This window comes from Mycobacterium sp., assembly GCF_050701675.1.
Taxonomy (GTDB): domain Bacteria; phylum Actinomycetota; class Actinomycetes; order Mycobacteriales; family Mycobacteriaceae; genus Mycobacterium.
On record NZ_JBOGDD010000982.1, the window covers coordinates 1 to 25,244 of the forward strand.

At 66.4% G+C, this 25,244-nt stretch carries 27 protein-coding genes, 1 tRNA gene and 1 pseudogene; 20 read left to right on the forward strand and 9 right to left on the reverse strand.

What is annotated here, in order from left to right; all coding sequences use genetic code 11:
• From ACRDUX_RS29725 to ACRDUX_RS29770, 10 genes are all read left to right on the forward strand, one after another.
• Nucleotides 1–747 (forward strand): MlaE family ABC transporter permease (locus tag ACRDUX_RS29725; protein ID WP_526419230.1); only part of this gene is annotated, 747 nt, incomplete at its 5' end.
• 25 nt (nucleotides 748–772) lie between these two features.
• On the forward strand, nucleotides 773–1,615 hold the full coding sequence (locus ACRDUX_RS29730) for an MlaE family ABC transporter permease (RefSeq protein ID WP_526419232.1): 843 nt from the start codon (nucleotides 773–775) through the stop codon (nucleotides 1,613–1,615).
• A gap of 12 nt (nucleotides 1,616–1,627) precedes the next feature.
• Complete coding sequence (locus ACRDUX_RS29735) at nucleotides 1,628–2,824, forward strand: MCE family protein (protein WP_526419234.1); 1,197 nt, start codon at nucleotides 1,628–1,630, stop codon at nucleotides 2,822–2,824.
• Nucleotides 2,824–3,858 carry an MCE family protein gene (locus ACRDUX_RS29740; protein WP_526419236.1) on the forward strand — a complete coding sequence of 345 codons (1,035 nt, stop codon included), beginning with the start codon at nucleotides 2,824–2,826 and terminating at the stop codon, nucleotides 3,856–3,858. Before ACRDUX_RS29735 ends, ACRDUX_RS29740 begins: the two co-directional genes overlap by 1 nt.
• Nucleotides 3,851–4,909, forward strand: a complete 1,059-nt coding sequence (locus tag ACRDUX_RS29745; protein WP_526419238.1) for a virulence factor Mce family protein — start codon at nucleotides 3,851–3,853, stop codon at nucleotides 4,907–4,909. Before ACRDUX_RS29740 ends, ACRDUX_RS29745 begins: the two co-directional genes overlap by 8 nt.
• Nucleotides 4,906–6,312 (forward strand): virulence factor Mce family protein, encoded by a 1,407-nt coding sequence (locus ACRDUX_RS29750; RefSeq protein ID WP_526419240.1) that lies wholly within the window; start codon nucleotides 4,906–4,908, stop codon nucleotides 6,310–6,312. Before ACRDUX_RS29745 ends, ACRDUX_RS29750 begins: the two co-directional genes overlap by 4 nt.
• A gap of 2 nt (nucleotides 6,313–6,314) precedes the next feature.
• Nucleotides 6,315–7,526, forward strand: coding sequence for an MCE family protein (locus tag ACRDUX_RS29755; RefSeq protein WP_526419242.1), 1,212 nt, complete (start codon nucleotides 6,315–6,317; stop codon nucleotides 7,524–7,526).
• Nucleotides 7,527–9,248, forward strand: a complete 1,722-nt coding sequence (locus tag ACRDUX_RS29760) for a virulence factor Mce family protein (RefSeq protein WP_526419244.1) — start codon at nucleotides 7,527–7,529, stop codon at nucleotides 9,246–9,248.
• Nucleotides 9,249–9,938: an Rv1363c family protein gene (locus ACRDUX_RS29765; protein WP_526419246.1), complete on the forward strand. Its 690-nt coding sequence runs from the start codon at nucleotides 9,249–9,251 to the stop codon at nucleotides 9,936–9,938. It begins immediately after the preceding gene.
• Nucleotides 9,938–10,432, forward strand: a complete 495-nt coding sequence (locus ACRDUX_RS29770; protein WP_526419248.1) for a mammalian cell entry protein — start codon at nucleotides 9,938–9,940, stop codon at nucleotides 10,430–10,432. Before ACRDUX_RS29765 ends, ACRDUX_RS29770 begins: the two co-directional genes overlap by 1 nt.
• Here ACRDUX_RS29770 and ACRDUX_RS29775 read toward each other — a convergent pair.
• From ACRDUX_RS29775 to ACRDUX_RS29795, 5 genes are all read right to left on the reverse strand, one after another.
• Nucleotides 10,419–11,888, reverse strand: coding sequence for an alpha,alpha-trehalose-phosphate synthase (UDP-forming) (locus ACRDUX_RS29775; RefSeq protein ID WP_526419250.1), 1,470 nt, complete (start codon nucleotides 11,886–11,888; stop codon nucleotides 10,419–10,421). The two genes, ACRDUX_RS29770 and ACRDUX_RS29775, sit on opposite strands and share 14 nt — an antisense overlap.
• An 11-nt stretch (nucleotides 11,889–11,899) precedes the next feature.
• The gene (locus tag ACRDUX_RS29780; protein WP_526419252.1) at nucleotides 11,900–12,064 is read right to left on the reverse strand and encodes a hypothetical protein; all 165 of its coding nucleotides are present in this window, start codon (nucleotides 12,062–12,064) and stop codon (nucleotides 11,900–11,902) included.
• 47 nt (nucleotides 12,065–12,111) lie between these two features.
• On the reverse strand, nucleotides 12,112–12,474 hold the full coding sequence (locus ACRDUX_RS29785; RefSeq protein WP_526419276.1) for an intersectin-EH binding protein Ibp1: 363 nt from the start codon (nucleotides 12,472–12,474) through the stop codon (nucleotides 12,112–12,114).
• Nucleotides 12,475–12,592: 118 nt separating this feature from the next.
• Nucleotides 12,593–12,961: an intersectin-EH binding protein Ibp1 gene (locus ACRDUX_RS29790; RefSeq protein ID WP_526419254.1), complete on the reverse strand. Its 369-nt coding sequence runs from the start codon at nucleotides 12,959–12,961 to the stop codon at nucleotides 12,593–12,595.
• 92 nt (nucleotides 12,962–13,053) lie between these two features.
• Nucleotides 13,054–13,419 (reverse strand): intersectin-EH binding protein Ibp1, encoded by a 366-nt coding sequence (locus ACRDUX_RS29795; RefSeq protein ID WP_526419277.1) that lies wholly within the window; start codon nucleotides 13,417–13,419, stop codon nucleotides 13,054–13,056.
• A 177-nt stretch (nucleotides 13,420–13,596) separates the two neighbouring features.
• Between ACRDUX_RS29795 and ACRDUX_RS29800 the strand changes: the two genes are divergently transcribed.
• Nucleotides 13,597–14,436 (forward strand): SDR family oxidoreductase, encoded by an 840-nt coding sequence (locus ACRDUX_RS29800; protein WP_526419279.1) that lies wholly within the window; start codon nucleotides 13,597–13,599, stop codon nucleotides 14,434–14,436.
• Here ACRDUX_RS29800 and ACRDUX_RS29805 read toward each other — a convergent pair.
• Nucleotides 14,433–15,323 (reverse strand): NAD(P)-dependent oxidoreductase, encoded by an 891-nt coding sequence (locus ACRDUX_RS29805; protein ID WP_526419256.1) that lies wholly within the window; start codon nucleotides 15,321–15,323, stop codon nucleotides 14,433–14,435. The genes ACRDUX_RS29800 and ACRDUX_RS29805 overlap by 4 nt on opposite strands.
• Nucleotides 15,324–15,386: 63 nt before the next feature.
• Nucleotides 15,387–16,541, reverse strand: coding sequence for an XdhC family protein (locus ACRDUX_RS29810; RefSeq protein WP_526419258.1), 1,155 nt, complete (start codon nucleotides 16,539–16,541; stop codon nucleotides 15,387–15,389).
• 78 nt (nucleotides 16,542–16,619) lie between these two features.
• On the opposite strand from ACRDUX_RS29810, the gene ACRDUX_RS29815 reads away from it, so the two are divergent.
• From ACRDUX_RS29815 to ACRDUX_RS29845, 7 genes and pseudogenes are all read left to right on the forward strand, one after another.
• Nucleotides 16,620–17,501 carry a DKNYY domain-containing protein gene (locus tag ACRDUX_RS29815; protein WP_526419260.1) on the forward strand — a complete coding sequence of 294 codons (882 nt, stop codon included), beginning with the start codon at nucleotides 16,620–16,622 and terminating at the stop codon, nucleotides 17,499–17,501.
• An 80-nt stretch (nucleotides 17,502–17,581) separates the two neighbouring features.
• Nucleotides 17,582–18,028: a hypothetical protein gene (locus ACRDUX_RS29820; protein WP_526419262.1), complete on the forward strand. Its 447-nt coding sequence runs from the start codon at nucleotides 17,582–17,584 to the stop codon at nucleotides 18,026–18,028.
• An 89-nt stretch (nucleotides 18,029–18,117) separates the two neighbouring features.
• Nucleotides 18,118–18,561: a DUF7340 domain-containing protein gene (locus ACRDUX_RS29825; protein WP_526419281.1), complete on the forward strand. Its 444-nt coding sequence runs from the start codon at nucleotides 18,118–18,120 to the stop codon at nucleotides 18,559–18,561.
• A 147-nt stretch (nucleotides 18,562–18,708) separates the two neighbouring features.
• Complete coding sequence (locus ACRDUX_RS29830) at nucleotides 18,709–19,008, forward strand: WXG100 family type VII secretion target (RefSeq protein WP_526419264.1); 300 nt, start codon at nucleotides 18,709–18,711, stop codon at nucleotides 19,006–19,008.
• Complete coding sequence (locus tag ACRDUX_RS29835; protein WP_526419266.1) at nucleotides 19,008–20,825, forward strand: alpha/beta hydrolase; 1,818 nt, start codon at nucleotides 19,008–19,010, stop codon at nucleotides 20,823–20,825. The genes ACRDUX_RS29830 and ACRDUX_RS29835 overlap by 1 nt, the downstream gene beginning before the upstream one ends.
• Before the next feature lie 104 nt (nucleotides 20,826–20,929).
• On the forward strand, nucleotides 20,930–21,400 hold the full coding sequence (locus tag ACRDUX_RS29840) for an LppA family lipoprotein (RefSeq protein ID WP_526419268.1): 471 nt from the start codon (nucleotides 20,930–20,932) through the stop codon (nucleotides 21,398–21,400).
• Nucleotides 21,401–21,810: 410 nt separating this feature from the next.
• A pseudogene (locus tag ACRDUX_RS29845) lies at nucleotides 21,811–22,011 on the forward strand (hypothetical protein); the annotation flags it as partial.
• Nucleotides 22,012–22,047: 36 nt separating this feature from the next.
• On the opposite strand, the gene ACRDUX_RS29850 reads toward ACRDUX_RS29845, so the two are convergent.
• Both ACRDUX_RS29850 and ACRDUX_RS29855 read right to left on the reverse strand, forming a co-directional pair.
• Nucleotides 22,048–22,122: transfer RNA gene (locus tag ACRDUX_RS29850), tRNA-Thr, on the reverse strand.
• Nucleotides 22,123–22,145: 23 nt separating this feature from the next.
• Nucleotides 22,146–22,961: a hypothetical protein gene (locus ACRDUX_RS29855; protein WP_526419270.1), complete on the reverse strand. Its 816-nt coding sequence runs from the start codon at nucleotides 22,959–22,961 to the stop codon at nucleotides 22,146–22,148.
• A gap of 109 nt (nucleotides 22,962–23,070) precedes the next feature.
• On the opposite strand from ACRDUX_RS29855, the gene ACRDUX_RS29860 reads away from it, so the two are divergent.
• Nucleotides 23,071–23,790 carry a response regulator transcription factor gene (locus ACRDUX_RS29860; protein WP_526419272.1) on the forward strand — a complete coding sequence of 240 codons (720 nt, stop codon included), beginning with the start codon at nucleotides 23,071–23,073 and terminating at the stop codon, nucleotides 23,788–23,790.
• 56 nt (nucleotides 23,791–23,846) lie between these two features.
• On the forward strand, nucleotides 23,847–25,244 hold a 1,398-nt coding region (locus ACRDUX_RS29865), incomplete at its 3' end, for a sensor histidine kinase (protein WP_526419274.1).

Below are 25,244 nucleotides of genomic sequence, written 5' to 3' on the forward strand. Positions count from 1 at the left end.
GCTCCGGCCCGGGCCGTGGGTGGGTTCGTCGAGATGTCCCTGGACACCTTCATCAAGATCTTCCGCAGGCCCTTCCAGTTTCGCGAGTTCCTCGAACAGACCTGGATGATCGCCCGCGTCTCCCTGATCCCGACGCTTCTGGTCGCCATCCCCTTCACGGTCCTGGTCTCGTTCACGCTCAACATCCTGCTGCGCGAGCTCGGCGCCGCCGACCTGTCGGGCGCGGGCACTGCGTTCGGCACCATCACCCAGCTCGGCCCGGTGGTGACGGTGCTCGTCGTCGCCGGTGCAGGCGCGACGGCGATCTGCGCCGACCTCGGCGCCCGCACCATCCGCGAGGAGATCGACGCGATGCGGGTGCTCGGCATCGATCCGATCCAGCGGCTGGTGGTTCCGCGGGTGCTCGCGTCGACGGTGGTGGCGCTGCTGCTCAACGGGTTGGTCTGTGCGATCGGCATCACGGGCGGCTACGTCTTCTCCGTCTATCTTCAGGGCGTCAACCCTGGCGCCTTCATCAACGGCCTTACCGTGCTCACCGGCCTCGGTGAGCTGGTGCTCGCCGAGGTGAAGGCGCTGATGTTCGGCGTCGTCGCCGGCCTGGTGGGCTGCTATCGCGGATTGACCGTCAAGGGCGGGCCCAAGGGCGTTGGCGTCGCCGTGAACGAGACCGTCGTCTATGCATTCATCGGGCTCTTCGTGATCAACGTCATCATGACGGCAATCGGAGTGAGAGTGCTGGCACGATGAGCGCTTGCGAAAAAAGAAGCCAGTCATGAGTTACGACGCGACACTGCGCCTGCGGCGGTTCTTCCGCGGCGTGCCGAAGGCCGTTGACGTCATCGGTGAGCAGGCCCTCTTCTACGGCGAATCGATCCGCTACATCCCCAACGCCCTGACCCGCTACCGCAAGGAGACCATTCGCCTCATCGCCGAGATGACCATGGGTGCAGGTGCCCTGGTGATGATCGGCGGCACGGTCGGGGTGGCTGCGTTCCTGACGCTGGCTTCCGGTGGTGTCATTGCGGTGCAGGGCTATTCGTCACTCGGCAACATCGGCATCGAGGCACTGACCGGCTTCCTGTCCGCGTTCCTCAACGTTCGCATCGTCGCCCCCGTCATCGCGGGAATCGCGTTGGCGGCGACGATCGGCGCAGGGACCACGGCACAGCTGGGCGCCATGCGCGTCGCCGAGGAGATCGACGCCGTTGAGGCGATGGCCGTGCACTCGGTGTCCTACCTGGTGTCGACGCGGATCATCGCCGGGCTGATCGCGATCGTGCCGTTGTACTCGCTGTCGGTGCTGGCGGCATTCTTCGCCGCGCGGTTCACCACCGTCTTCATCAACGGGCAGTCGGCAGGGCTGTACGACCACTACTTCAACACGTTCCTGGTGCCGACCGACCTGCTGTGGTCCTTCCTGCAGGCCATCGTCATGTCCGTAGCCGTGATGTTGGTGCACACGTACTACGGCTACAACGCCTCCGGCGGCCCAGTGGGTGTCGGCATCGCCGTCGGACAGGCCGTGCGCACCTCCCTGATCGTGGTGGTCACCATCACGCTCTTCATCTCCCTGGCCGTCTACGGCGCGTCGGGCAACTTCAACCTCTCCGGATAGGCGGATCAAGAGATGGGTGACGCCAAGCGCAGCCACGTGAGGATCGCCGCCGCGATCCTCGTGGCCGTCGTGCTGGCGGCCGCCGTCTTCACCTACCTCTCGTACAACGCGGCGTTCACGCCCACCGAGCCCGTGACGGTGACGGCGCCAAGGGCAGGCCTGGTGATGGAGACCGACGCGAAGGTGAAGTACCGCGGAATCCAGATCGGCAGGGTCGAATCCATCGACTACACGGGCGATCAGGCCAAGCTGACGCTCGCGATCGATAGCAGCGAACTGCGCTACGTCCCGTCGAATGCGAAGGTGCGCATCGCAGGCACCACGGTCTTCGGCGCCAAGTCGGTGGAGTTCCTGGAGCCCGCGGAGCCGAAGGGCGGCTCGTTGCGCTCCGGCACCCAGGTGCATGCCGCCGACGTGCAACTCGAGGTGAACACCCTCTTCGAGACCCTGACCAACACCCTGCAGAAGGTCGACCCGATCAGCCTCAATGCCACCCTCTCGGCAGTCGGTGAAGGGCTGCGGGGCCATGGCGACGATCTCGGCGCGACGCTCGCGGGGCTGAATTACTATCTGCAGCAATTCAATCCGAAGCTACCCGCTCTGCAACAGGTGTTCCAGAAGACGGCCGCGGTTGGCAACGTCTACGCCGACGCCGCCCCCGACCTGGTGACGGTGTTCGACAACGCGCCAACGATCAGCAAGACCGTCGTCGACCAACAGGACAACCTCAACGCCACGCTGCTGGCCGCCACCGGTCTGGCCAACAACGGCACCGCCACGCTGCAGCCCGCGGCCGACGACCTCATCGCCGCGATTCAGCGGCTGCGCGCGCCGCTGAAGGTCCTCGGTGACTACTCGCCCGAGCTCGGCTGCATCTTCACGGGCACGAAGAAGGCACTCGACACGTTCGCGCCCGTCATCGGTGGTGTGCGGCCCGGCCTCTTCGTGGCATCGAACTTCCTGCCAGGCGCCCCTGGGTACACCTATCCGGAGAGCCTGCCCATCGTCAACGCATCCGGCGGCCCCAACTGTCGCGGGCTGCCGAACGTGCCGAGCAAGCAGTACGGCGGGTCGTGGTATCACACGCCGTTCCTGGTCACCGACAATGCCTACATCCCGTACCAGCCGAACACCGAGCTGCAGTTCGACGCTCCGTCGACGTTGCAGTTCCTTTTCCATGGCGCCTACGCGGAAAGGGATGACTTCTAGTGAAGAACGATCGGACGCTGATCAAGGTCAGCATCTTCACCGTGGTCATGCTCCTGGTGGCCGCCGGTTTGATCGTCGTGTTCGGCCAGTTCCGCTTCGCCGCCGGCAACACCTTTCACGCCACCTTCGCCGAGGCGTCCCGTCTCAAGGCGGGTCAGGACGTGAGGATCGCCGGGGTGCCCGTCGGCTCGGTGAAGCGCGTCGAGCTCAACCCCGACAACACCGTCGACGTGACGTTCGACGTCAGCAACCGCTATCAGCTGTACACCTCGACGAGGGCTCTGGTGCGTTACCAGAACCTCGTCGGCGACCGGTACCTCGAGATCGCCTCGGGGCCAGGCGATTTGCGCAAGCTGCCGGCGGGCGGCACCATCGCCAAGGAGAACACCCAGCCCGCGCTCGACCTCGACGCGCTGCTCGGCGGATTGCGTCCGGTGCTCAAGGGTCTCGACGGCAACAAGCTCAACGAGGTCAGTAATGCGGTCATCGAACTGCTGCAGGGGCAGGGCGGCTCGTTGTCGACGCTGCTCGCGACCACGTCGTCGTTCTCGCAGGGCCTGGCGGCCCGCGATCAGCTGATCGGCGACACGATCAACAATCTGAACGCCGTGCTCGGCACGGTCGATCAGAAGGGTGCGCAGTTCGACGCCAGTGTCGATCAGCTGCAGCAATTGATCACCGGACTCGCGCAGAACCGCGACCCGATCGCAGGCGCCATCCCGCCACTGGCGTCGGCGACCACTGACCTGACCCAACTGTTGCAGCAGAGCCGACGCCCGGTGCAGGGGGTCATCGAGAACCTCCGGCCCTTCGCGCAGCGGATGGACGAGCGCAAGGCCGACGTCAACAAGGTCATCGAGCCGCTCGCGGAGAACTACCTGCGGCTCAACGCACTTGGCGCATACGGTTCGTTCTTCAACATCTACTACTGCTCGATTCGCCTGAAGATCAACGGCCCTGCGGGCAGCGACCTCCTGATCCCGTTCGGTGGCCCACCCGATCCGTCGAAGGGAAGGTGCTCGGAGAATGGCTAGGGCCGGCGAAAGCAATCCCACCCGCACCGGGATCTTCGGGATCGCCCTGGTGGCGTGCCTGGTCCTGGTCTCGTTCGGCTACACCAGCCTCCCGTTCTGGCCGCAGGGCAAGAACTACGAGGCGTACTTCACCGACGCAGGTGGCATCACTCCCGGCAACGACGTGAGCGTTTCCGGCATCAAGGTCGGCAAGGTCTCCTCGGTCGAGCTCGCGGGTGAATCCGCCAAGGTCAACTTCACCGTCGACCGCAAGATCCGGGTGGGCGACCAGACGCTGGTGTCGATCAAGACCGACACCGTCCTCGGTCAGAAGTCGCTAGCGGTGTCGCCAAAGGGTTCGGGAAGCTCGACGGTGATTCCGTTGGGCCGCACCACCACTCCGTACACCCTCAACACGGCGCTGCAGGATCTCGGCGCCACCGCGGGCGAGCTGGACAAGCCCAAGTTCGAGCAGGCGCTACAGACCCTGACCGACACGCTGCACGATGCGACGCCCCAACTGCGCGGCGCACTCGATGGCATCGCGGGCCTGTCGCGCAGCCTCAACAAGCGCGACGAGGCCCTCGAACAGCTGCTCGGCCACGCCAAGAAGGTGTCGGACACGCTGGCGCAACGCGCGGGCCAGGTCAACCAGCTCATCACGGACGGCAACCAGCTGTTCGCGGCGCTCGACGAGAAGCGCCAGGCGTTGAGCAACCTGATCGGTGGCATCCAAGGTGTCTCGGAACAGCTTTCGGGTTTCGTCGCCGACAACAAGCGTGAATTCGGGCCCGCTCTGCAGAAGCTCAACGCGGTGCTCGACAACCTATTGGAGAGGCGCGACCACATCGGCGAGGCCCTGCGCAGGCTTCCTCCGTACGCGACCGCGCTCGGTGAGGTCGTCGGCTCCGGTCCCGGGTTCCAGATCAACCTCTACGGTCTGCCGCCCGCCACCATCTCCGAAGTGCTGCTCGACACGTACTTCCAGCCGGGCAAGCTGCCGGACAGCCTGGCCGACTACCTGCGTGGGCTCATTTCGGAGCGGGCCATCATCAGGCCGAAGGCGCCATGACGCAAGGGAATTCGATGGGGTCTCGAAACCGCTGGCTGCGCCTCGCAGTCATCGGGATGCTCGTGGTGGGTTTGGTCGGGGGTGCCTTCGTGCTCTGGCCAGGGGGCAAGGGCCACCAGGTCGTCGCGTACTTCCCGTCCACGGTCGGCCTGTACCCGGGTGACGACGTGCGGGTGGTCGGCGTGCCGGTCGGGAAGATCGAGACCATCGAGCCCCGCGCCGACGACGTCAAGGTCACCATCAAGGTGGACGACGGCGTCAAGTTGCCCGCTGATGCGCGCGCCCTCATCATCGCGCCGAATCTGGTGTCGGCCAGATTCATTCAGTTCACGCCCGCCTACAAGAGCGGTCCCACGCTCGCCGATGGGGCGCAGATCGGCCTGGATCGCACCGGTGTTCCCGTCGAGTGGGACGACGTCAAGGAGCAGCTCACCCAGCTCAGTGCCTCGCTGGGGCCGCAGCAGGGCGAAGTGCAGGGCCCGCTCGGCGCGTTGATCAACCAGGCCGCCGACACGTTCGACGGCAACGGTGACTCGTTCCGCAACGCCCTGCGCGAACTCTCTCAGACGGCGGGCCGCCTCGGCGACTCGCGCACGGATCTCTTCGGCACGGTGCGCAACCTGCAGGTGCTGGTGAACGCCCTGGCCAACAGCAACGAGCAGATCGTGCAGTTCTCCAACCACGTCGCCTCGGTGTCGCAGGTGCTGGCGGACAGCTCCAAGGACCTCGACCAGACGCTCGGCACCCTCAATCAGGCGCTGGCCGACGTCAAGGGCTTCCTGAACGAGAACAACTCGGCGTTGATCGGGCAGATCGGCAAGCTCACCGACTTCACCAACATCCTCACCGCGCACAGCGACGACATCGAGCAGGTTCTGCACATCACGCCCAATGGCCTGCAGAACTTCTACAACATCTACAACCCGGCCCAGGGCACCGTCGGTGGTCTGCTGTCGCTGCCCAACTTCGCCAATCCGGTGCAGTTCATCTGCGGTGGCACGTTCGACACCGGTGCCAACCCTGACAACTTCAAGCGTGCCGAGATCTGCCGCCAGCGGATGGGCCCGGTGCTGAAGCGCCTCGCGGTGAACTACCCGCCGGTCCTGTTCCACCCGATCAACAGCATCACCGCATACAAGGGCCAGATCATCTACGACACACCCGAGACCGAGGCCAAGGCGCAGACGCCGGTGCCGTACCTGCAGTGGCAGCCCGCACCGGGCGTGACACCGCCGACGCCAGGCCCCGATGGCAGGCTCAGCGATCTCATCCTGCCGCCGCCCGCGGTAGAGGGTCAGATCTCGCCTGCTGGCCCCGTGCCCGCGGCGCCCCCGATGGGGCCAGGTCCGCTGCCGGGACCCCCACCGGCGCAACCGTTGCCCGCCGAGTCGGGGGGTGGCTAGCCATGCTGACGGCGAAGACTGCGAAGTCCCTGCGTCACAAGGCCTTACGTGCAAGCCGAAACACCGTCGCCATCGGTTCGGGGGCGGTGCTGCTGGCGGGTTGCGCGTTCGGCGGTCTGAACTCGGTGGACATGCCGGGCACCGAGGGCCACGGTAGCGGCGCGTTCAACATCACCGTCGAGCTTCCCGACGTGGCGACGTTGCCGCAGAACTCTCCTGTGATGGTCGACGACGTGACGGTCGGCAGCGTGTCCGGCATCGAGGCCGTGCAACGGCCCGACGGCACCTTCTTCGCCGCGGTCAAGGTGTCCCTGAACGGGAACGTCGACCTTCCCGGCAACGCCACGGCCAAGGTCGCCCAGACCTCGCTCCTCGGCTCGCAGCACATCGACCTCTCGGCACCGGTGGATCAGGCCGGTCAGGGCCGGCTCAAGGACGGCTCCAACATCCCGTTGTCGCGGGCCGGGCGTTATCCGACCACCGAAGAGGTGCTGTCGTCCCTCGGCGTCGTCGTCAACAAGGGCAATCTCGGTGCGCTGCAAGACGTCACCGACGAGCTGTACACGGCCGTGGCGGGCCGGACGGGTCAGTTCTCCGACCTGATTCCGCGGCTGGCCGAGCTGACCACGTCGCTGGACCAGCAGACGAACGACATCGTCTCCGCGCTCGACGGGTTGAACCGCTTCGCGGGCATCCTCGCCCGCGGCAAGGACAGTCTGGGTCGCACTCTGGACTCGCTGCCCGCCGCGCTGAAGGTGCTCAACGACAACCGGACCAACATCGTGGACGCCTTCACCGCGTTGCGCACCTTCGCCAACGTCGGATCGCGCGTGCTCTCCGGGATCAAGGACGACTTCACGGCCGACTTCAAGGATCTCTATCCGGTCATCAGGGCGTTCAACGACAACGTCGACGACTTCATCTCGGACCTCGAGCTGCTGCCGACCTTCCCGTTCCACTACAAGTACCTTCGCAACGCCGTGCGCGGTGACTACCTCAACGTGTTCGTGACGTTCGACCTGACGGTCCGGCGTTTTGGTGAGTCGATCTTCACCACCTCGAAGGGCCTCGATCCGAACATGAAGCACCTCGACGAGGTCATCAACCCACCGGACTTCCTCACCGGGGCGATGTCGAACCTGTCCGGCCAGGCTGCCGACCCGTTCAAGATTCCGCCGGGCACGGCGACCCAGCACGACGGGGGTAAGCCCTAGATGTTGGATCGGCTGACACGACTGCAACTGACGATCTTCTCGATCGTCACCGTCATCTGCGTTGGCGCCATCTCGGCGTTCTACCTTCACCTTCCCGCCGCGGTCGGCATCGGCGCCTACCATGTCACTGCGGACTTCAAGGCCGGTGGCGGGCTGTACCAGAACGCCAACGTGACCTACCGCGGCGTCACGATCGGGCGCGTCGAACAGGTCGGCCTCGACAACCACGGTGTGGTGGCCAGGATGAGGCTCAACACCGACACCGAGGTTCCCGACAACGTCACGGCGACCGTCAAGAGCGTGTCGGCCGTCGGCGAGCAGTACATCGACCTGGTGCCACCGAAGGATCCCTCGAAGGGTCTGCTGCGGGACGGGTCGAACATCGGAGTCGACCGGACCGCCGTCGGCCAGGACATCGCCGCCCTGCTCACCCAGGCGGAGACGCTTGTCAACAGCATCGGTGACACCCGGCTGCAGGATCTCCTGCGTGAGACGTTCAAGGCGTTCAACGGATCTGGGCCCGAGCTGGCCCGGATGATCCAGTCGTCCCGGCTCCTCATCGACGAGGCCAACCACAACTACGGCCAGATCTCTCAGCTGATCGACCAGGCAGGCCCGTTCCTGGACTCGCAGATCCAGAGCGGTGACGACATCAAGTCGCTCGCCGACGGGTTGGCGCGGTTCACCACCGAGGCCGCCCACGCCGACCCCCAGCTGCGATCGGTGCTGGAGAACGTGCCAGGCGCGACGCAGGCGGCCAACACCACGTTCGACGGGATCAGGCCGAACTTCCCGATGTTGGCCGCCAACCTGGCCAACTTCGGCCGGATCGGCGTGATCTACCACAAGTCGATCGAGCAGGCCCTGGTGATCTTCCCCGCACTGATGTCGGCGCTGCTGACGGTCGGTGGCGGCCTGCCCGCGGACGAGGGCGGCAAGCTCGACTTCAAGGTCGACCTCGGTGATCCGGCGCCCTGCTCGACGGGTTTCATCCCACCGCCGTTGATTCGTTCGCCCGCCGACACCACGCTGCGCGACCTGCCAACGGACCTGTACTGCAAGACGGCCCAGAGCGATCCGTCGGTGGTGCGCGGTGCGCGCAACTACCCGTGCATGGAGTTCCCCGGCAAGAGAGCGCCGACCGTTCAGCTGTGCCGCGACCCGCGTGGCTACGTGCCGATCGGCAACAACCCGTGGCGTGGGCCGCCGGTGCCCTACGGGACGCCGGTCACCAACGACCGGAACATCACGCCGCCCAACAAGTTTCCCAACATTCCGCCCGGTGCCGACTACGACCCCGGCCCGCCCGTTGTGCAGCTCCCGCCGGGTGTCCCGCCGGGTCCGGGGCCCGCGCCGAACGCCCCCTTCCCGCTACCCGTGCCGCCGAACGACAACGGCCCGCCACCGCCGCTGCCGTTCTACGCGCCGCCCGACCAGATCGTGCCGCCGTACGCCAGGACGCCTCCGCAGGCGCCCGCACCGCCGGAGCAGCCCGCGCCCCCGGAGGCGCCCGCACCACCGGAGCCGGGACCTCTGCCCGCTGAGGCGCCCCCAGCCGACGCACCTCCACAGGCGAGCGGCCCGGCTGCCGCCACGTACGATTCAAAGACCGGTGTGTTCGTCGACCCCGCCGGGGGAACGGGCGTCTTCGCCGATGGCATGGACAAGGTCAGCACCGCGGAGACCTGGGTGGACCTGATGTTGGATCCGAGGCAGGCGTAATTGAGTGAGGAATCAGAGTCGGTGACGAGGGCTGCCACGCGCAGGCGGGCGTCGCGGGCTGCAGGCCCGGCCGCCGGAGTCGTTACGGAGACCCCCGAGCACGTCAGCGTCGAAGCGACGCCGGTGGTCCGGGTGCGGCCCGTCACGCCGGTGGGCCCACCTCCGCGCAGGCAACCGCACCGCGCGCTGGTCGCCGGCCTCGCACTGGGGATCACGGCAGTCCTGGTGGCGGCACTTGCCGGTGTGGTTGCGCTGCTCGTCACCCAGCAGCGGCACGCCGAGGCGGCGGACGCGCGTGACCAGAAATTCGTCGACACCGCATCGCAGACCGTGGTGAACATGTTCAGCTACACCCAGAACAACATCGACGACAGCGTGAACCGGTTCGTCAACGGCATCAGCGGCCCGCTGCGCGACATGATGAGCCAGGGCAACAACGTCGAGAACCTCAAGGCGATCTTCCGGGACACGAACGCCACCTCCGAGGCCGTGATCAACGGCGCGGCACTGGAAAAGGTCGACGACATCGCGGACAACGCCTCCGTTCTGGTGTCCGTGCGCGTGACGGTCACCGACCTCGATGGAGTCAACGCGCCGTCGAAGCCCTACCGGCTGCGGGTGATCGTGCACGAGGACGACAACGGACACATGACGGGTTATGACCTCAAGTACCCGGACGGGGGCAACTGATGGGGCGCCTGAGTGCCAAGCTGGTCGTCCTCGTCGGCATCGTCTTCGCGGTGGCGCTCATCGCGTTGGGAGGCATCGGTGGAACCCTGTACTGGAACCGCGTCGAGCGGGTCGGCGAACAGCAGGCGAGAGCCGAGTTGCCCCAGTTGGCGGCGCAGCAGATCCCGATCATCCTTGGCTTCGACTACCAGACGATCGAGCGAAGTCGTACCGACGCCTACAACCTGTTGGCCCCAGATTTCCGTCGCGAGTACGAGGACGACACCACCAAGAACGTCATACCGCAGGCGCGGGACCGCCAGATCGTCAGCCAGGTCAACGTCGTCGGCGTCGGAATGCTTGATGCGCACCGTGATTCGGGCTCGGTGATGGTGTTCATGAACCGCGTGCTCACCGACAAGACGAAGCAGCCGCTGTACGACGGGAGTCGACTGCGCGTGGACTACGAGAAGGTCGGGCGCGACTGGCGGATCAAGAACATCAATCCGATTTAGGGTTGTCTGCATCCTTGGTGGCGGCCAGCGCCTCGAGGAATGCCCGCGCCCACCTGTCGACGTCGTGGGCGAGCACTTGCCGACGCATCGCCCGCATCCGTCGTCGTCCCTCGTCGGGGGACTGAACCAGCGCCGCCTCGATGGAGTCCTTGACGCCGTCGAGATGATGCGGATTGGTGAGGTACGCCTGCCTGAGTTCGGCTGCGGCGCCGGTGAATTCGCTGAGCACCAAGGCGCCGCCGAGGTCGCTGCGACAGGCGACGTACTCCTTGGCCACCAGGTTCATCCCGTCCCGCAGTGGCGTCACCAGCATCACGTCTGCAGCGACGAAGAAGGCGATCAGGTCTTCGCGCGGTATCGCCTGGTGCAGATAGTGCACGACGGGGTGCCCCACCTTGCCGTACTCGCCGTTGATGTGGCCGACCTGGCGCTCGATGTCCTCGCGCATCACCTTGTAGCTCTCGACGCGCTCGCGGCTGGGGGTCGCCAGCTGCACCAGCACGGTGTCCTCCGGATCGGCGCGGCCCTCGTCGAGCAATTCCGAGAAGGCCTCCAGCCGGACGTTGATGCCCTTGGTGTAGTCGAGCCGGTCGACGCCAAGCAATATCTTGCGCGGGTTGCCCAGATCGGCGCGAATCTCCTTCGCGCGCTGACGGATCGAACGGTTGCGGGCCATGGTGTCGAGTTCTGCTGAGTCGATGGAGATCGGGAAGGCGCCGACCTTCACGGTGCGGAAGCCGTACTGGATCTCACCGAATCGAGACCGCACTCCGACCGTGGCGCGTGAGGTGTTGGCGCCGATCAGCCGCCGCGCCAGGATGAGAAAGTTCTGCGCCCCGCCCGGCAGATGGAACCCGACGAGATCGGCACCGAGGAGCCCTTCGACGATCTCGGTGCGCCAGGGCATCTGCATGAACAGCTCGACCGGCGGGAACGGGATGTGCAGGAAGAAGCCGATCGTCAGGTCCGGCCGCAGCATCCGCAGCATCTTCGGAACCAACTGCAGCTGGTAGTCCTGGATCCACACCGTCGCACCCGGGGCAGCCGCGGCGGCCGTCGCCTCGGTGAAGCGGCGGTTCACGTCGACGTAGCGGTCCCACCAGCTGCGGTGGTAGATCGGCTTGACGATCACGTCGTGATACAGCGGCCACAGCGTGGCGTTGGAGAAGCCTTCGTAGTACTCGGTGACGTCGTCGGCCGACAACCGCACCGGCCGCATCTCGAGGTCGTCTTCGAAGATCGGATCCTCGTCGCCGTCCGTGATGCCCGGCCAGCCGATCCAGGCCCCGCGCCGTCGGCGCAACAGTGGCTCCAGCGCCGTCACCAAGCCGCCTGGGCTGCGTTTGTACGTGGTCGTGCCGTCGGGCAGCCGCTCCATGTCGATAGGCAGCCGATTGGCGACGACGACGAAGTCGGAGTGTCCGGAGTTGGCTGGTTCGCCTCCTCCTGAACTCACCTAGGATTCACCTACACCTCAGCCTTTGCGGGGCCGATGCCGAGCATCGAGAGGAAGACCCGGCACTCGTCGGCGTCGGTCGCATACGCTGCGACGACGCGTCTGGCTTGGCGGGCGGTGCTGTCGGCCAGGGGCTCGACGTCACCGATTTCGGCGGGATCTGGTTTAGCAGGCATGACACAACTCTAGGCGACTCGTCGAGCCGCCCAGAGTGTGATGGGTATTACTGGCCGTCGATGCTCGTCGGAGGCTGCACGAACTGCGGAGAGTTCTCCTGAAGACCGATGCACTCACCACTGTTCGCGCCCGTGCAGGGGATGCCGTCGACCGATGGCAGATCGGGGTTTCCTGGGATGCTCCCGAATGCTGACGCCGGCGCGCCTCCGGTGGGCGAGTTCGGCACGGTGTGGGGCAGGCAGGCGCCCGAGTACAGGTCCTCCTCCTCGCCCGCGGGGCACGATGCCGAGGGTGCGCCGAGAGCGCTGACGGGAACTGCGAACGCGGCCACCGTCGGAGCGGCGGCGACGGCAAGCGCGAATCCGCCGGCAAGGATGATTCGTTTGGCAGAGAACTCAAGGGGCGCCATGGTCACGCTTTCTGTGGTGTTACCGAGCTTATTGACGGCTCGTCGCGTGAATTGTATGAAAGCTGCGGGGAATCTGCACGAGTTCCGCCGGTTCGCTGAGAGAACGCGGCGAGTTTGCCTAGTTCGTCGAGCCGGTGACCGTCGGGCTGGAACCGACGGACGACTCGGGAGCCACGTACTGCGGTGCGTCCTCGGCCAACCCGATGCACGCCCCGGAGTCGTGGCCGGTGCACGGGATGCCGTCGATTTCGGGGATGTCGGGGTTCGCCGCGGTGGTGGTGAATGGCGGAGGCGAGTTGGGCACGACGAAGGGAACGCACTCTCCGGTGAACTGATCCGCGTCCTCGCCGGAAGCGCACGCCGCCACGACCGAGCCGGAAACGGTGGGCTGGAGGCCGAATGCGGTCACCGCAGGAGCGACGGCGACGGCGAGCGCGAACCCTCCGGCAAGGACGATCCGGCGGGCGGAGAACGCGGTTGGCGGCATGCTCGAGAATTGTAGGGAAGCCGCGAGCAATCTGCGTAGATACCGTCAGTTCGCTGACGACGTGTCGGGGCGGCCGCCGCCCACGCTCTTGTCTAGTTCGTCGAGCCGGTGACGGTCGGGCTCGAGCCCACGGTCGAATTCGGTTGCGCGATGGGCCCTTCGGACTGCTGCTCCTCGGAGAGGCCGATGCACTGACCGGAGTTCGCACCGGTGCAGGGGATGCCGCTGACCTCGGGCAGACCGCCTTGCGACGTTTCCCCCAGCGCGGGCGAGTTCGGGACCATGTCCGGGGTGCACGTATTGGTGTAGATGTCCTCGGTCTCGCCGTTCGGGCATGCCCCGAACGACGGCGCGACCGACGGAACGGCGAACGCGGCGACTGCGGGTGCTGCGGCGATCGCGACTGCGAATCCACCGGCGAGGACGAGTCGTCGTGCTGAGATCTGAAGGGCTGTCATCGCCATGCTTTCTCTAGATGGGTCCGCTATCGACACGGGCCGACTGCTTGGCCGACAATACGCCGCGAACCTGCGGATTACCGGTCGATCGCCGCGGCCGCGACCCCACGTGTCCTTCCGACGAAAAGCGTGGTTCTATGACGAGAACGTGTTCTAGTTCTCTCGTAAGGGGCAATGGTGCAGCTTTCGTTGGCGGATCGGACCTACATCGTCACCGGGGGTGGCAGCGGCATCGGCAAGGGCGTCGCGGAGGCCATCGTGGCGTCCGGGGGTAACGCAATGTTGGTCGGCCGCAACGCCGAGCGACTGGCCGGCGTCACCGACGAGCTCAATTCGAAGGCGGGCGACGGCGACGGGTCGGTGGTCTACGAGCCCGCCGACGTCACCAACGAGGACGAGGTCGGCCGGATGGTGGAGGCTGCCACGGCATGGCACGGACGGCTGAACGGTGTCGTGCACTGCGCCGGGGGATCCGAGACGATCGGCCCGATCACCCAGGTCGACTCCGAGGCGTGGCGGCGGACCGTCGACCTCAACGTCAACGGCAGCATGTACGTGCTCAAGCACAGCGCGCGGGAAATGGTGCGCGGCGGCGGAGGGTCCTTCGTCGGCATCTCGTCGATCGCGGCGAGCAACACGCACCGCTGGTTCGGCGCCTACGGCGTCAGCAAGTCCGCGATCGACCACCTCATGCAGCTGGGCGCCGACGAGCTCGGGGCCTCCTCGGTGCGAGTGAACTCGATCCGCCCCGGCTTGATCCGCACGGAACTGGTTGCGCTGGTGATCGATTCACCGGAGCTCAGCGAGGACTACCGGGTCAGCACACCGCTGCCGCGGGTCGGCGAGGTCACCGACATCGCGAACGCGGCGGTGTTCCTGCTCAGCGACGCGGCGAGCTGGATCACCGGACAGGTCATCAACGTCGACGGCGGTCAGATGCTGCGCCGCGGCCCCGACTACTCGGCGATGCTGGAGCCCGTATTCGGCGCCGACGGTCTTCGCGGCGTGGTCCGCTAGCCGACCGGGTTCCTGCCGCCGGCCTCCCACGCCGCCAGCGCTCCGACCGCCGACCAGTCGAGATGCTCACCGCCGTTGGCGAGCAGTGTCAGGAAGCGGTCGCGCAGGAGGCTCGCGACGGGCAGTGGCACCCGTAGTTCCTCGCCAGCGGCCAGCACCAGCCGGACGTCCTTCAATCCCAACGGCGCGGCGAATCCTGCGGGTTCGAACTCCTCGCGCGCGATCAGACCGCCGTAGGTCTCGTACACCGGTGCGCCGAACAGCGTCGAGGTGAGGATCTCGAGGTACTGCTGCTTGTCGACGCCTGCCTTGCCGACCAATGCCATGGCCTCGCCGAGCGATTCGATGACCGAGGCGATCAGGAAATTGCCGCTGAGCTTGATCAGGCTGGCTGCCGTCGGATCGTCGGAGACCACGAAGGTGCGCTGCCCGATGGCGTCGAATATCGGCGAAACACCTTGCACCGCAGCACTGGCCCCTGCAACGACGACGAACAACTTGGCCGCCGCCGCGGCCTCCGGCCTGCCGAACACCGGTGCGGTGACGAAGCTCTGGCCCGCCTCGGAGTGGGCTGCCGCCAGCCGCTCGGCGAGCGCGACGCTGATGGTCGACGACGACACGTGCACCGCGCCGTCGGCCAGGTTCGCGATGATGCCGTCCGCGCCGAACGACACCGCCTCGACGGCATCGTCGTTGGCCAGCATCGAGACGACGGCATCGCCACCGCAGGCCTCGGCGACGCTGCGGGCGGGCCGGGCCCCCTGCGCGGTGAGTGCTTCGACCTTGTCCTGGGAGCGGTTGTACGCGGTGACCGCGTGCCCTGCCTTCAGCAGGTTCGAGGCCATGCCAGAGCCCATGTTTCCCAACCCGACGAATCCGATGTCCATTCGTCCACTTCTACCCGCGTCCGCCGTCTCGAAGCTGTGAGGGCGTCAAAACAGAGAGTGGCGCTACCGCACTTCGATCGGCCGCGACGCGACGTCGGCCCCGTCGTGATGAATCCGGGTGTCCATCTCGGCGAGCGGGCGACCCCCGCCGCCCCAGCGGCGCGCGATGATCTCGGCCACGATCGACACCGCCGTCTCCTCCGGAGTGCGGGCGCCGAGGTCGAGCCCGATGGGGCTCGACAGCCGGTCGGTCTCGGTATCGGTGAGCCCGACCTCTCGGAGGCGGTCCAGGCGATCGAAGTGGGTCTGTCGCGAACCCATCGCGCCGATGTAGCCGACGTTGGGCAGGCGCAGGGCGACCGCGAGGACGGGCACGTCGAACTTGGGGTCGTGGGTGAGCACGCAGATCACCGTGCGCGCGTCGACCGCCCCGAGGGCCTGCTGACCGGCCAGGTAGCGGTCGGGCCAGTCGACGACGACCTCGTCGGCGGCAGGAAAGCGGGCGGGGGTCGCGAACACGGGCCTGGCGTCGCACACCGTGACCCGGTATCCGAGCAGGGCGCCCTGGCGGGTGAGCGCGGCGGCGAAGTCGATGGCGCCGAAGACGATCATCCGCGGCCGGGGGGCGTGGCTGGCGACGAATACCTCCATGCCCTCGCCCTGGCGCTGGCCGTCGGGACCGTAGGTGAGCACGGCGGTGCGTCCGGCGGCCAACAGGCCGCGGGCGTCGTCGGCGACCGCGTCGTCCGCACGGGTCGATCCGAGCGAGCCCTCCGAGGTGGACTCGCCGACGACGAGTCGCCGACCCACCCACTCGGCCTCTGGATGGGAGATCACGGTGGCCACGGCCGTAGGACGGTGCGTCGCAATGGCATTCGCGACGGCGCCCAGCTGCGGGAACGTCGCGCGCGACAGCGGCTCGGCGAAGATGTCGATGATCCCGCCGCAGGTGAGACCGACGGCGAAGGCGTCGTCGTCGGTGATGCCGTAACGCTGCAGCTGCGGTCGCCCGGTCAGCACCACCTCGCCTGCGAGCTCGTAGACCGCGGCCTCCACGCAACCGCCGGAGACCGAGCCGGCGACCGATCCGTCGGGGGAGACCACCATGGCCGCGCCCGCCGCGCGCGGGGCCGACTTCATGGTGCGCACGACGGTGGCCAGGCCTGCCGTTGCTCCGGCACGCCAGACCGACATGAGCTCGTCGAGCACGTCACGCACAGCTGCAGTCTAGGTCCGCAAACCGGGGACTGCCTTGTACCGTTGCCCCATGAGGGGATGGCCGTATCCGGCCGGAGCATGCGCAAGCTGATCGCCGCGGTGTGCGTCGCGGCGGTCACGGTGTTGCCGGCGTGCGATCGGAACGGGGCGCCGGAGTCGTTCTTCGACGCGGCCGGGTACCACGTCCACGAGAACCGTGTCTATTACCTGCAAGCCTTTCCGGGCAAGGCGGCCCAGATCGACGGAGCCGACGCGGCCTCGTTCCAGGTGCTGGACCGGACCTTTGCGAAGGACCGGTCGACGGTGTACGTCGACGGACGCGCGCTGCCCGACGCAGACCCCGCGAGCTTCGTCCTCCTCGGCCGCCCGGACTTTGCCAGGGACCGCGACCACGTCTATCAGCGCGACCGCGTGCTCAGCGACGATCCGGCCCACTTCGAACTGCTCGGCGGCAACCTCGCGAAGGACGGCAAAGCGGTGTACTGGTCCGACGGCAGCGTCCTGTCCAAGGATCCCGCGCACTTCGGCATCGTCTCGGACACCGACCACTACCTGTTCACCAAGGACGGCCGGACGGTGCACGTCAACGGCGTTCCGATCGCCGACGCCGACCCGGCCACCTTCAGCGTCCTCGAGCGCGGATACGCAAGAGACGACGGCGGCATCTTCTACTTCGCCGACCGCATTCCCGACGCCGACGCGACGTCGTTCGAAGTGCTCGAAGGCTCCTTCGCCCGCGATGCGCGCCGTGCGTACTGGATGGGCAAGCGGATCCCCGCCGCAGACGGTGCCTCGTTCCGCGTGCTGAACGCCAACTTCGAGTGCGCGGCGGATCGGGCCCGCGCCTATTTCCGGAACGAGGTCGTCGCCGGTGCCGACCCCCGGTCCTTTCCGCCGGGGCGGGCCGTGACCGGATGCTCGGAGACTGAGATCTACTTCGCGTCCAGCTGGACCCGATGAACCGCATCTGTTGATTCCGCGGACCGCGATGAGCTCGTGCTTCACAGTGGGGTGACCGCCCCGACGAGAGTGGAGACCCGATGAAGACGTGCGGCACCGTTTTGAAGAAGGGCATGACCGCCATGCTCTGTGCGCTCACCTTCGCAGCCGGCGGGACAGCGTTGGCCGGCGTCGCCCATGGGGCAACGCTCTGGGTCGGCGACTACAACGCCGTACAGAAGATCCCGGGTCAACCCGATCGGGTGGGCATCTGGAACGTCACGTCGACCTGTGGGTTCATGTCCTGTCTGGCGCGGGTCGCCAATAGGGAGGGCGGCTTCGACTGGATGTTCGACGGAAACCAGTGGAACCGTCTCGCCGTCCCGCGGGTCGCAGACTGCAACGGAGCGACGGTGCCTGCGATATCTGCCAACGAGACCCTGGTGCCTCGGGCCGACGGGTCTCTCTCCGGAGCCGTGACGTCGACGGTCGACTGCAACGGCGCGACCGTCGACCTGTCACAGCCGCTGACTCTGACTCCGCTGTAGCGCTCGTCGTTGGTGTAGTTCAACTCGGATAAGTGTGACTGTGGGCAAATCGTGGTCACGGCGCGATCTGCGGCTACGACGCAGCCGACATCCTCAACGGGATCGATACCGCACTGAGTGCATGGGAGCGCGGGTTGCCGCTGGCCGAGACTTTCGTGGCGCCGGGAAAGTTCTGCGCGGTGTCGGAGGATCTGCCCGTCACGAGAGTTGACCGCATCCGCACGTTGACCGGCCGGGCCTGGCGGCCGCAGGACGTGGCACGCATTGAGAAGCTGACCGCGGTCCTCACCGAGTGGGCGTCCGATATCGGGGCGCTGCTCGATCCGCCATCGAGGATGCACCTGTCGGCGGCGTGCCCAGTGTGCGCCGAGGCGTTCACTCATCGCATGGACAGGGCAGGCGAGCTGGTGCGGGTGCCGGTGCTGTCGGTCGACGCGGTGAAGGGCGCTGAATGTCTCGCGTGTGAGGCGTACTGGCCTCCGATGCTGTTCGAGCACCTGTCGACGGTGCTCGACGCCGAGCCGGTCGGTTGAGTCGCAACGAGACGCGCTCGAGCATTTGCCCGGATGGCCACGGGGCTCCGAGCGGGCCCCGGGGGAAGAAATTTGGTGGCGACTTCCTCATGACACGGGAATTAGTCTTGAAGGAGTCGGTGGTGACGAAGTATTCGGGGTGATTGGGTGGGAGAGCATCTGAATGTGGATCCGGTGGATCTGCACATGTCGTCGGATCACATGGATATGCATCACGCTGAACTGCACGCAGCACATACTTCCGCCAACGAGGCGATCGAAGGCGCGCAAGCCGGCTGGGTCGGCGCCTCCGCAGCGGCACTACAGGCCAAGTTCGTCGAGTGGGAGGCGGCTACCGCCAATCTCACTGGTGACATAGCTGCGCACGGCGCCGCGTTCCGGGCCGCGGCGAATGGCTATGCCACCGGCGATTCCGAGAGTGCGGAGAAGCTCGAAGAGCAGCTGTAATGCCAGTCACGCTCGCCGACATCCAACGGTGGGACGCATCGGCCATCCGCGACGTCTCAACAGCGCTCGCGAAACGCGGTGCCAGCGCCGACGAGGTCAAAACCGGTCTGAGCAAGCTGCCTCTCATCGCGACCTGGCAGGGCAGCGGCGGGGACGCCGCCAGGGCTTCACTGGACAAGCTGAGCGCTTACCTTGCCGCGCACGGCGAAGAGATGGCGCGAGTGGCGACGGCCACGAATAACTCGGCTGACGAGATCGAAGCCGTCAAGGCGACATTGCAGCGGATCAACAGTGACGCCGTCCGCGACGGATTCCACATCGATGCGGAGACGGGCGAGGTCACGCCACTGAACACCGGGATGGTCGGCGACCCGATCTACGCGCTGCAACAAGCCGATCTGGAAACCCGGATCAAAGACTTGCTCGCCACTGCCGACACCGCCGACGCCGATTTAGCCCGAGCGATATCCACGGCCGGCGACGACGCCGCCAACGCTGGCCGCCCGGAAACTCGCCCCGACGTTCTCGAGGCGTTGTCCAAGCCCCTGCCCGACGATCCGAAACAGTTCGAAGACCTCTGGGAGAAGCTCACCCCGGAAGAGAAGGACGGGCTCTATCAGCGTGATCATTCGATCGGCAACCATGACGGCATGCCGACAGTCGACCGCGACTACTACAACCGCCAGACCCTCGGCGACGAACTCACCCAGGCTCAGACCGCCCAGGCCCAAGCTGATGCGCTGAAGAATCAACACCCCGACTGGGCCAACGGCCAGAACATCCCGCCGCCCTTCGGTCCCGGAGCGGCAATCGAAGGTCGCGGCAAGTACGACGCGTGGAAACGCGAATACGACTCGGCACTGAACGGGGCGAAGTACCTGCCAGACTTGAAGGCGGTGGACGACGCCGTGAAAGACGACCCGAATCGCAAGCTGATGCTGCTCGACACCCACAACGGTGCCCAAGCGCGAGCCGCCATTGCAGTCGGGGATCCCGATACTGCCGACCACGTGTCCGTCTCGGCACCGGGCCTGAACACCACCGTGCACGGTGCCATCGGTGGCATGACGGACGAGGCCACGAACGTGCAGAAGGAAGCTCTCAACCAACTCGACCTGGCTGGGCGCGGCACCGAATCGGTTGCGGCAGTGGCATGGATCGGCTACGACGCTCCGCAGGTGCCGGGTACCGGCGACATTGCCGGCTCGCTGGCCGGCGGCTGGGGAGTCAGCCACGACGACGTTGCCAAGGCGGGCGCGCATGATCTGGCCCGGTTCTACGACGGCATCAACGCCACCCACCAAGGCCCGCTGGATCTCACCGCGATTGGGCATTCCTATGGGTCGCTCACCACTGGTTTGGCCCTTCAGGAACCAGGAAGCCACGGTGTCGACAACGCGCTGTTCTATGGATCTCCTGGCATCGAAGCCAGCACAGCCCAACAACTCGGGTTACAGCAGGGCCACGTCTTCACGATGGAGACCCCAGACGATCCCATCCAGATGGCGTACGACGCACCATCGATTGCACACCAGGTGGCACCGTTCTTACCGCCGCCATTCAACAGCCTTGCGGAAACAGTCCTGGGCGGCCTCGACGCGACCGGCGCGGGACAGTTCGGACCGAACCCCGCGACCAATCCCAACTTCACCCACCTGGACACGGGCGCGGTCACCGTTCCCGACGGCCGCACGTTAGGGGCCGCCCACGGCCACAGCGACTACCCGCGATGGGACAGTGGCAACAACCAGCTCTACACCACCGGATACAACATTGCCGCGGTCGTCGCTGGCACGGCGCCCATCGAGCAGAAGTGAGCACACCGCCCATGACACCGCGACCACACCGTCACCCACGCCGCCGGCTCGGCGCACTCTTCTGCGTCACTGCCTCGATCGCCCTAACCGCGACAGGATGTCACATGAGCGACCCCTATCAGCCCACCGATCCCACGCAGGCCAGCCAAGCCGCAGTTTCGCTGACCTCACTTCCTTCCCTGGAAGACACGCAGGCGTCCATCAAGGCGGCCATCGAGCAAGTCGGGCAACAAATCTCAGCCATCGCACCCGGAGTCGCGTTCGACTGGCGTCGCACTGCGAGCCGCGCGGGCTGTAACCCGCCGTACGAACAGTCAGATGGCAAGCAGATCCTCATGCCCAACTACGTATCGGAAGTGCCTATACCGGAACAGAATTGGAATCAGGCATACAGCATCGCCAAGGACGCTGCAGCCGCTCTGGGTGCGGCGACCATCACGGTTTTCAAGGATGCCCCCAACGATCACGACGTCCAGTTCTCCGACAACTCGGGCACCACACTGCGGCTGGGATCGCAGGTTTCCGCCCTCGTTACCGGCGGCACCGGCTGCAGGCTTCCCGCAGACAAGCACTGAGAATCACCCATGGCGCCTACTCGCTGGCTGAAGTCGCCGCGATCTACCTCCCGCCCGAATGGAACGGTGTCCAATGGCTTGGACGGGGCGTCGAGACCGCCTGCTGCGAGGTTCTCGATGTGATCGAGTTGGTAGACGACACCTGGCCCTGACTTGCCACAGCCTGCGCACTTGCGGGGTGGGTTGCGTCGGCGGTGTTGGCTTGCCGCGTTGGTGTTGCGCTTGGCAGCCATGGTGTGGACGTTCTGTAGCTTCTGCCTGCGTGGCCTGGCTCTGCGTGTCGGCATGGTCAGCGTCTCCTGTGGTCGTCGTGGTCCAGGCCGTCGTCACCGCGGTCACCCACCACGGATATGGGTGCGTCACACACCACGTCACGAAGGAAGTAGGCGTCACGGTTGGCGTCGACCGTCACCGCCGCGTCGCTGGCCATATCGGCCGGGGCGAACGTGAAGGTTGTGCAACGGATGCTTGGGCACGCTCCGGCGGCGATGACACTCGACGTCTACGCGGATCTATTTGATTCGGACCTCAACACAGTTGCCGACAAGTTAGAGGAGAGTGTGGGCGAAATGTGGGCAAATCGACTGCCGGTCGAGGGTAACGGCGGCTAATAAGGCTATCTAGCAGCGGATACGCCACGTTTCTGTTGGAGCCCCCTGTCAGGATTGAACTGACGACCTACGCTTTACAAGAGCGTTGCTCTACCGCTGAGCTAAGGAGGCCTGCACGCGCCTAGCGTATCGGGTCACTCGTCGGTGTCGATGACCCGCTGCGAAGGCACCGGTCGCGGTGTGGGCCTACGTCCGCGTGACCTCGGTAGTGGGATGCGGCCCGCGATGTTGCTGAGGGGATTGACGACCTGGCTGAGCGTGTTGACGGCGTCGTACAGCGCGTCGATGGTCGGCGCCAATGCCTCCAGCCCGGGAGCCAGCCGGTTGAGGGTGTCGGCGACGTCGGCGAGCCTGATCAACGGGCCGTCGTCGGCGGTCAGGGTGTCGAGCAGGCCACCCTCGGCCATCAGCTTGTCGGCCACGCCGTCTTCGCGCAGCACCCGCTCGATCAGTCCGTCGTTGGCGAGGAGCTGGTCGGCCAGCCCGCCGGGTGCGATCACCCGGGACACGGCGCCGTCGTCAGTGGTCAGCCGGTCGACCAGGCCACCCTCCGCCGTCACCTGATCGATCAGCCCGCCGGGCGCCACCGCCCGCGCCACCGGCCCGTTCTCGGCGGCCATCCGGTCGAGGAGGCCACCCTCCGCGGTCAGCTGATCGACGATGCCCCCGGGTCGCAGCAAACGGTTGATCGGACCGTCGGGCGCCAACGCGCGTCCCAGCGGGGCGTCGTCGTCCATCAGGTGGGCCAATCGATTGGCGCGCTCGACCGCGTCCTCGAGCCCAAGTAGCTGCGCGAACGACGAGCCGCCGTTCGGAGACTTTTCATTGCTGAGCCCCCGCTGGACGACGCTGATCGTCTCACCGGCAATGCCGAGGCCTACGTCGGCGACGGCGAGACCGATGCGTACCGGTGCGGTGGCGACGTCGACCAGGGCTTTGCCGAGATTCATGCGATCAGTCTATGGCGGGGATCACATCGAGAAACCTGAGGATGAACTCACAGGAAGCTCACAGCGCTCCTGCAGCGTCAAGGCAACCGAATGGGAGGACATTGTTGACATGGCCATGGCTGCAATCCCAGAGTCCGTACCCGAAGCGCGGGTTCTCGTCGTCGACGACGAAACCAACATTGTCGAGCTGCTCTCGGTGAGCCTGAAGTTCCAGGGCTTCGAGGTGCATACCGCCTCCAGCGGACCAGCTGCGCTGGACAAGGCGCGCGAGGTGCGGCCGGATGCCGTCATCCTCGACGTCATGATGCCCGGGATGGACGGCTTCGGGGTGCTGCGACGGCTGCGCGCCGACGGCATCGACTCGCCCGCACTGTTCCTCACCGCTCGCGACTCGCTGCAGGACAAGATCGCCGGGCTCACCCTCGGCGGCGACGACTACGTCACCAAGCCATTCAGCCTCGAAGAGGTGGTGGCCCGGCTGCGCGTCATCCTTCGCCGCTCCGGCCGGGGCGTCGAGGAGCCCCGCAGCGCCCGGCTGACGTTTGCCGACATCGAGCTGGACGAGGACACCCACGAGGTCTGGAAAGCCGGCGAGCCCGTCTCGCTGTCACCGACCGAGTTCACCCTCCTGCGCTACTTCATCATCAACGCGGGCACGGTGCTCTCCAAGCCCAAGATCCTCGATCACGTCTGGCGTTACGACTTCGGCGGTGACGTCAACGTCGTCGAGTCCTACGTGTCGTATCTGCGGCGCAAGATCGACACCGGCGAGAAGCGCCTCCTGCACACCCTGCGCGGTGTGGGGTATGTGCTGCGCGAACCGCGCTAGCCCCATCAATGCGTGAGTTCGCCAGCCATCGGCCACGCTTCTTGGACAATGGGGGGATGGCGAGTCTTCGCGGGCGGGGCATTCCACTCCGGGTAGGGCTGGTCGCGGCGACCTTGGTGCTGGTGGCGTGTGGCCTGCTCGCCTCGGGCATCGCCGTCACGTCGATCATGCGGCACAGCCTGATCAACCGGGTCGACGAGACGTTGCTAGATGCCTCGAGGGGCTGGGCGCAGGCGCCCCGGCGGATGCCCACCACTCCCGTCGAGGACCCGAACCCCGCCAGGCCGCCGTCGAACTTCTACGTCCGCGGTATCGACTCCGACGGGCGCATCTGGATGGCGGTCAACGACCGCGAGGCCGAACCCGCGCTGCCCGACAGCAACGACGTCGGCCCGGTGCCCGTCACGGTCGGATCCGTCGACCACTCGAACGTGAAGTGGCGGGCGATGACCGTGCGCGGTCTGCACGGCGAGCTCACCACCGTGGCCATCGATCTCTCGGACGTGTCATCGACCGTCGACGCGCTCCTGTGGTCGCAGGTCGGCATCGGCGTTGCGGTGCTGCTGGTACTCGGCATCGCCGGATATGCGGTGGTCCACCGCAGTCTCAGACCGCTGGTCGAGGTGGAGCAGACGGCGGCGGCGATCGCGGACGGTGAGCTCGACCGACGCATTCCGCAGCGCGACTCGCGCACCGAGGTCGGTCGATTGTCGTTGGCGCTCAACGGAATGCTCGCGCAGATCCAACGAGCCGTCGCGTCGTCGGAGGCATCGGCGGAGAAGGCGCGTACGTCCGAGGACCGGATGCGACGGTTCATCACCGATGCCAGTCACGAACTGCGCACACCGCTGACCACCATCCGCGGCTTCGCCGAGCTGTACCGCCAGGGCGCCGCCAGAGACGTCGAACTGCTGATGAGCCGAATCGAGAGCGAATCCCAGCGCATGGGACTGCTCGTCGAGGATCTCCTGCTGTTGGCCCGACTCGACGCGCAACGGCCCATGGAACGTCGCCGCGTGGACTTGCTGGCGCTCGCCAGCGACGCCGTGCACGACGCCCGGTCGATCGCACCCAAGCGCAACATCTCCATGGAGGTGTTCGACGGCCCTGGGACCCCTGAGGTGCTCGGCGACGAGGCGCGGCTGCGGCAGGTGCTCGGCAACCTGGTGGCCAATGCGCTGCAACACACCCCGGACTCCGCCAGCATCGCGATCCGGGTCGGCACCGAACAGGACAACGCCATCCTGGAGGTGTCCGACGAGGGGCCGGGCATGAGCCGCGAGGATGCGCACCGCGTCTTCGAACGCTTCTACCGCACCGACTCCTCGCGGGCGCGCACCAGCGGAGGTACGGGTCTCGGGCTCTCGATCGTCGACTCGCTGGTCTTCGCGCACGGCGGCACGGTCAGCGTCACCACCGCGCCCGGCCAGGGCTGCCGTTTCACGGTGCAACTG